Annotated in this window: 6 protein-coding genes; 3 read left to right on the forward strand and 3 right to left on the reverse strand. The window is 40.1% G+C overall.

Annotation, left to right across the window (positions count from 1 at the left end):
• Positions 1-37: 37 nt before the first annotated feature.
• Positions 38-319 carry a mobilization protein gene (locus FTV17_RS15285; protein ID WP_180000671.1) on the reverse strand — a complete coding sequence of 94 codons (282 nt, stop codon included), beginning with the start codon at positions 317-319 and terminating at the stop codon, positions 38-40.
• Positions 320-542: 223 nt separating this feature from the next.
• Here FTV17_RS15285 and mobQ point away from each other — a divergent pair, with 223 nt between their 5' ends.
• From mobQ to FTV17_RS15300, 3 genes are all read left to right on the forward strand, one after another.
• On the forward strand, positions 543-1,976 hold the full coding sequence (gene mobQ, locus FTV17_RS15290; protein ID WP_180000675.1) for a MobQ family relaxase: 1,434 nt from the start codon (positions 543-545) through the stop codon (positions 1,974-1,976).
• A 594-nt stretch (positions 1,977-2,570) separates the two neighbouring features.
• The gene (gene repM / locus FTV17_RS15295; protein WP_180000677.1) at positions 2,571-3,503 is read left to right on the forward strand and encodes a replication initiation protein RepM; all 933 of its coding nucleotides are present in this window, start codon (positions 2,571-2,573) and stop codon (positions 3,501-3,503) included.
• A 121-nt stretch (positions 3,504-3,624) separates the two neighbouring features.
• Entirely contained in the window at positions 3,625-4,179 is a 555-nt protein-coding gene (locus FTV17_RS15300; protein ID WP_003159191.1) for an aminoglycoside N-acetyltransferase AAC(6')-Ib4, read from the forward strand.
• 180 nt (positions 4,180-4,359) lie between these two features.
• On the opposite strand, the gene FTV17_RS15305 is transcribed toward FTV17_RS15300, so the two are convergent.
• Complete coding sequence (locus tag FTV17_RS15305; protein ID WP_180000673.1) at positions 4,360-4,683, reverse strand: hypothetical protein; 324 nt, start codon at positions 4,681-4,683, stop codon at positions 4,360-4,362.
• Positions 4,680-4,907, reverse strand: a complete 228-nt coding sequence (locus FTV17_RS15660) for a hypothetical protein (protein WP_373423926.1) — start codon at positions 4,905-4,907, stop codon at positions 4,680-4,682. The genes FTV17_RS15305 and FTV17_RS15660 overlap by 4 nt, the downstream gene beginning before the upstream one ends.
• Between the last annotated feature and the right edge of the window lie 165 nt (positions 4,908-5,072).

The following is a 5,072-nucleotide window of genomic DNA, read 5'->3' on the forward strand; positions in this document are numbered from 1 at the left end:
AGAATAGCAAGCAAGGAGAGCGTTATTTTATTCATGTTTAACTACCTTTAGAAATAGGTTGTAAATCGAATAACAATCTATCTCTATCTTCTGTTAGATAATCATTCAGATCAGCAATAATTTTTGCCTTTTCTGAATCATCTTGCATTTTTTTTAACGCCAAAGAACCAAGCAAAATTTTACGTCTAGTATCTTCTTTTCGCTGTTGATCCGTTGCTTTCTTTTTTTCACGAGCCAAAACAGCTTGCTTCTGAGCTTTAAGCTGTTTCAAACGTTCTTCTTGTTTAGCAATTTGCTGTTCCAAAGATTCGACTTTCATTACAACTCCAATGCCTAAAAAAACCACAGTTAGCATAAGCGTACATGAATTGAAATTCAAGATACTATCTGCTATCGTGGTTTTCCCAAAGGGCGCACTTTACCATTGAGAAAAATCTTCGATTTTTTCAATGGAAGTACGGCAGGGGATTCCCCCTACAACCCCAAACCAATCTATGCAGATTGGTGAAATTTGGAAATCCAAATTTAAGAGCAAAAGCAAAATGGCAATCTTTCATTTTTCCGTCAAAACGATAAGCCGAAGTGCAGGGCGTTCAGCCGTTGCATGTTCTGCCTATCGTTCAGGTGAAAAATTAGAAGATCATTATCAAGGAAAAATTCAGGACTACACCCAAAAAACAGGTGTGGAATCTAAAAAAATCTATGCACCTGAAAACACCAAAAAAGAATTATTAGACCGTCAAGAATTATGGAATGCAGTTGAACAGGTTGAACGTAGAAAAGATGCAACCTTAGCAAGAGAGTTTGAAATTGCCTTTCCCCATGAGTTTAATGCAGAACAAAGACAAGACTTGCTCGATGAGCTATGTCAGGAAATTGTAGAAAAACATGGTGTGATCGTGGACGCATGTATCCATGCTCCACATACCAAAAGCGGAAGTGATGAAAGAAACTTCCATGCACACATCATGTTCACCAGTCGGCAGATTGACCCACAGACAGGCGACTTTGCCAAAAAGAAAAATCGAGACTTCAACAAAGAGCAATCCAGTGAAACCGTGAGCCACTGGAGAGAACACTTTGCAGAATTGACCAACCGCCATTTAGAAAAACATGGCTTTGCAGATCGTGTCGATCACCGTAGTTACAAAGATCAAGGCATAGACCTTGAAGCCACTCAACATGAGGGGCCACAAGTTACCCAACTTCGCAGACAAGGAATAGACACCGAAATCAGTCTATCCAATGATGCCATCCGTGAACGCAACCAATTTAGCCAACACATCAAAGGTTTAGATCAAGAGATACAAGCATCTGAACGACTGTTGAATAACTTGATTCAGACCAGGGAAAAATTAGACCAGGAACAACGCCAAAAAGAAAAAGACCAGGAACAACGTTCCCCTGAAGAATTGACCAAAATCGCATATAGCGTTATTTCGCAATATAACGACGCTGTAGCCACAGAAGCAAAAAACATAGCACTAACTACCCAAAAAACAGAAATCGAGCAAATGAACGCTGTTTTAGAGCAAATAGGGCTATCAAAAACCAATCTTGAACACCAAAAAGAACAATTAGGCAAAAGACCTATGTTTTTTGGTGGGAAATGGGATGCTGCGAATGCAGAAATTCAAACCCAATGGCAAGAATTGGACAGTCAGGAACGAGATTTAAAGACCAAAACCCCACGTTTAGAACCTGAACGCTATACAGATCGGGCAAAAGAGATCGTAAACAAAGCTAATCCGAACCTGAAAGCCAAACATGATCGAGCAAGACTTCACCTTGAACGTGAACAACAACGGAAGTTAGCCGAACAGGAAAAGCGGAAACAGGAAGCCAAGGCACAACAAGAACGAGAAAAACAGGCGTTTTTTGCACGTAAAGCCTTACGTGAGCAAGGAAAACATGACGAAGCCAATAAACTACTGGCTGAATCAAAAACACAAAGCCATAAGCCACGTTCACGCTAAAATTTAAATTTTCTTTTTTGGCGTTTCTTAAAATTATCTAAACAATACATGGTCTTATAGAGCGAGTGTCTACGAGCGAACTAGCAATATTCGACCATCGACCCTCTGAAAAACCGCTTTTAAATGATTTGAATCCTAGAAAATCTATATTTTCATGCTGAAATTTGCCCCTAGACGAGCGAAGCGAGCATAAAGCTTTATGAGCGAAGCGAATTCATAGTTGCTTTTGCTTTTAGATTTCACAAACAGAATTAACCAAAAAACTGCCCCTCGAATCGAGCTTGCGAGATTCAATAGAGTTTGAGCGAAGCGAAAACCTAGGGCAGTTTTCATGTGTTTTTAAAAGATTTTGGGTTTTTAATTATTTTAAAGCTTTTAAATGCTTTTAGACGCCTTGAAAGCATTGTTATACAAGGCTTACAGCTGTTATTAACGTACAAATTCCCCTCCATTAACGTACAAATTCCCCTCCATTAACGTACAAATTCCCCTCCATTAACATACAAATCCCCCTCTTTAACGTACATGATAAAACTTGTATTTTAAACTTCATTTATTTATTATGTACTTATATGCTTATAAATGAGCGAAAATATGAAAAATGGGTTGGTAGTGAAAGACAATGCTTTGATTAATGCTAGTTACAACCTAGAAGTAACTGAACAGCGTTTAATGCTTTTAGCAATCATCAATGCAAGAGAAACAGAAAACGGAATAACAGCAGACAGTAAGCTACAAATACATGCAAGTGACTACATGAAGCACTTTAATGTTGATAAAAAAACAGCTTATGAAGCCTTAAAAAATGCGGTTGATAATTTATTCAATCGTCAATTTTCATTTAGAGAGGTTAGGGGAGGTACAGATTTTATTGTTAAATCACGTTGGGTTAGTCGGATTGCATACGCTACAAACGAAGCAATACTAGAAATCACTTTTGCCCCCGATGTTGTACCTTTGATTTTGCGATTAGAGGAACACTTTACAAGCTATCAACTAAAACAGGTTACACAGCTCACCAGTAAGTACGCTATCCGCCTTTACGAGTTGCTTATAGCGTGGCGTGAAGTCGGTAAAACGCCACAAATTGAGTTGTCAGAGTTTAGGCATAAACTTGGCGTTGAAGATAACGAATACAAAGACATGCACAACTTTAAAAAGCGTGTGCTAGAACCGTCAATTAAACAGATCAATGAGCATACAGACATCACAGTAACTTACGAACAACATAAGCGAGGGCGTACTATTTCAGGCTTTTCATTCAGGCTTAAACAAAAACAACAGCAAAAAATTGAAAAGCCAGTTGACCCGAAACGAGATCCAAATACCCCTGATTTCTTTATCCCTATGACCGATGCACAACGTCATTTATTCGCTCACAAACTGTCTGAAATGCACGAAATGAGTGAGTATTCAGTAGGTACTGAATCATACGAAGACTTTGCAAAACGTATTGCTGATATGCTTTTACAGCCTGAAAAATTCAGGACGTTTTACCCATTACTGGTGCAACTTGGATTCAAATAAATAGGAGGTTCAAATGACCGAAGATGAAAAAGAAAGGCTAAAAGAAATATTCAGAAGCTCAAAAGGTATTGTAGACCATGAATTTTCTCAAGAGGTGTTAGGCATCACAAAGTACAGCATCGTGACCAACAGCAACGATTCCGTCACACTGCGCCTCATGACTGAGCATGACCTTGCGATGCTCTATGAGTGGCTAAATCGATCTCATATCGTCGAGTGGTGGGGCGGAGAAGAAGCACGCCCGACACTTGCTGACGTACAGGAACAGTACTTGCCAAGCGTTTTAGCGCAAGAGTCCGTCACTCCATACATTGCAATGCTGAATGGAGAGCCGATTGGGTATGCCCAGTCGTACGTTGCTCTTGGAAGCGGGGACGGATGGTGGGAAGAAGAAACCGATCCAGGAGTACGCGGAATAGACCAGTCACTGGCGAATGCATCACAACTGGGCAAAGGCTTGGGAACCAAGCTGGTTCGAGCTCTGGTTGAGTTGCTGTTCAATGATCCCGAGGTCACCAAGATCCAAACGGACCCGTCGCCGAGCAACTTGCGAGCGATCCGATGCTACGAGAAAGCGGGGTTTGAGAGGCAAGGTACCGTAACCACCCCAGATGGTCCAGCCGTGTACATGGTTCAAACACGCCAGGCATTCGAGCGAACACGCAGTGATGCCTAACCCTTCCATCGAGGGGGACGTCCAAGGGCTGGCGCCCTTGGCCGCCCCTCATGTCAAACGATAGACGCTTGTCGGGCTGATGTTGAAGCAAGACAGCAACGCATCCTGAACGGTGAAACCACCTTTGAACAGGAAGACGCTGCACTCATGGAAGAATGGCGAAAATTAAACCCAAAATAATTATTTAATTACAACTTCCACATTTTCCTTGTCATATTTTGCTGAATATCCAACAACAGTTTTTGTTGTGATTTTTTGATTTTTATCAATATAAATCAAATTAATAGCTGTTTCATTGTAGGTGTAATTGATTGGATATTTATATGATGACTTCGGGTTGATTGTTCCGACAACCTCATCAACTTTAGGGGAAGCATAATGGATAGTCACATTTGTTAAAGGGCTATCTGTTTCATTTTTAATGATAATAAAGCCTTTTTCATCTTTGCCACACCCAACCAATAACAATCCTGATAAAGCCAAGACCGGGATAATTTTTTTCATTTCAATTCGCCCTCTGAGTTCGTCCAAACCAACTTATCGTTTTTAATGCGTAGCAGATCGCCAGCTCTAACCTTAGCTTGGGTAATATTAATAAATGATGAATGGAACATGGTGTAAGGGTTTTGAACGGCCAAAGACAACCCTATTTGATTGTTGTGCAAATCCATTTTTCGCTCAAGTTCAGGCTGTTTAAGTTGCCCGATATTTTCTGATTTTATCGCCAATATCTAAGATAGATTCAGCCGAAACTTGAGCAGATATTAGAATAGCAAGCAAGGAGAGCGTTATTTTATTCATGTTTAACTACCTTTAGAAATAGGTTGTAAATCGAATAACAATCTATCTCTATCTTCTGTTAGATAATCATTCAGATCAGCAATAATTTTTGC

Origin of the sequence: Acinetobacter sp. YH12239 (assembly GCF_013417635.1) — a bacterium.
Lineage (GTDB): Bacteria > Pseudomonadota > Gammaproteobacteria > Pseudomonadales > Moraxellaceae > Acinetobacter.

What these genes read in the sequence shown, in the direction of transcription:
- FTV17_RS15285 (WP_180000671.1), bottom strand. Translation starts at nt 319, where the DNA reads ATGAAAGTCGAATCTTTGGAACAGCAAATTGCTAAACAAGAAGAACGT.
- mobQ (WP_180000675.1), top strand. Translation starts at nt 543, where the DNA reads ATGGCAATCTTTCATTTTTCCGTCAAAACGATAAGCCGAAGTGCAGGG.
- repM (WP_180000677.1), top strand. Translation starts at nt 2,571, where the DNA reads ATGAAAAATGGGTTGGTAGTGAAAGACAATGCTTTGATTAATGCTAGT.
- FTV17_RS15305 (WP_180000673.1), bottom strand. Translation starts at nt 4,683, where the DNA reads ATGAAAAAAATTATCCCGGTCTTGGCTTTATCAGGATTGTTATTGGTT.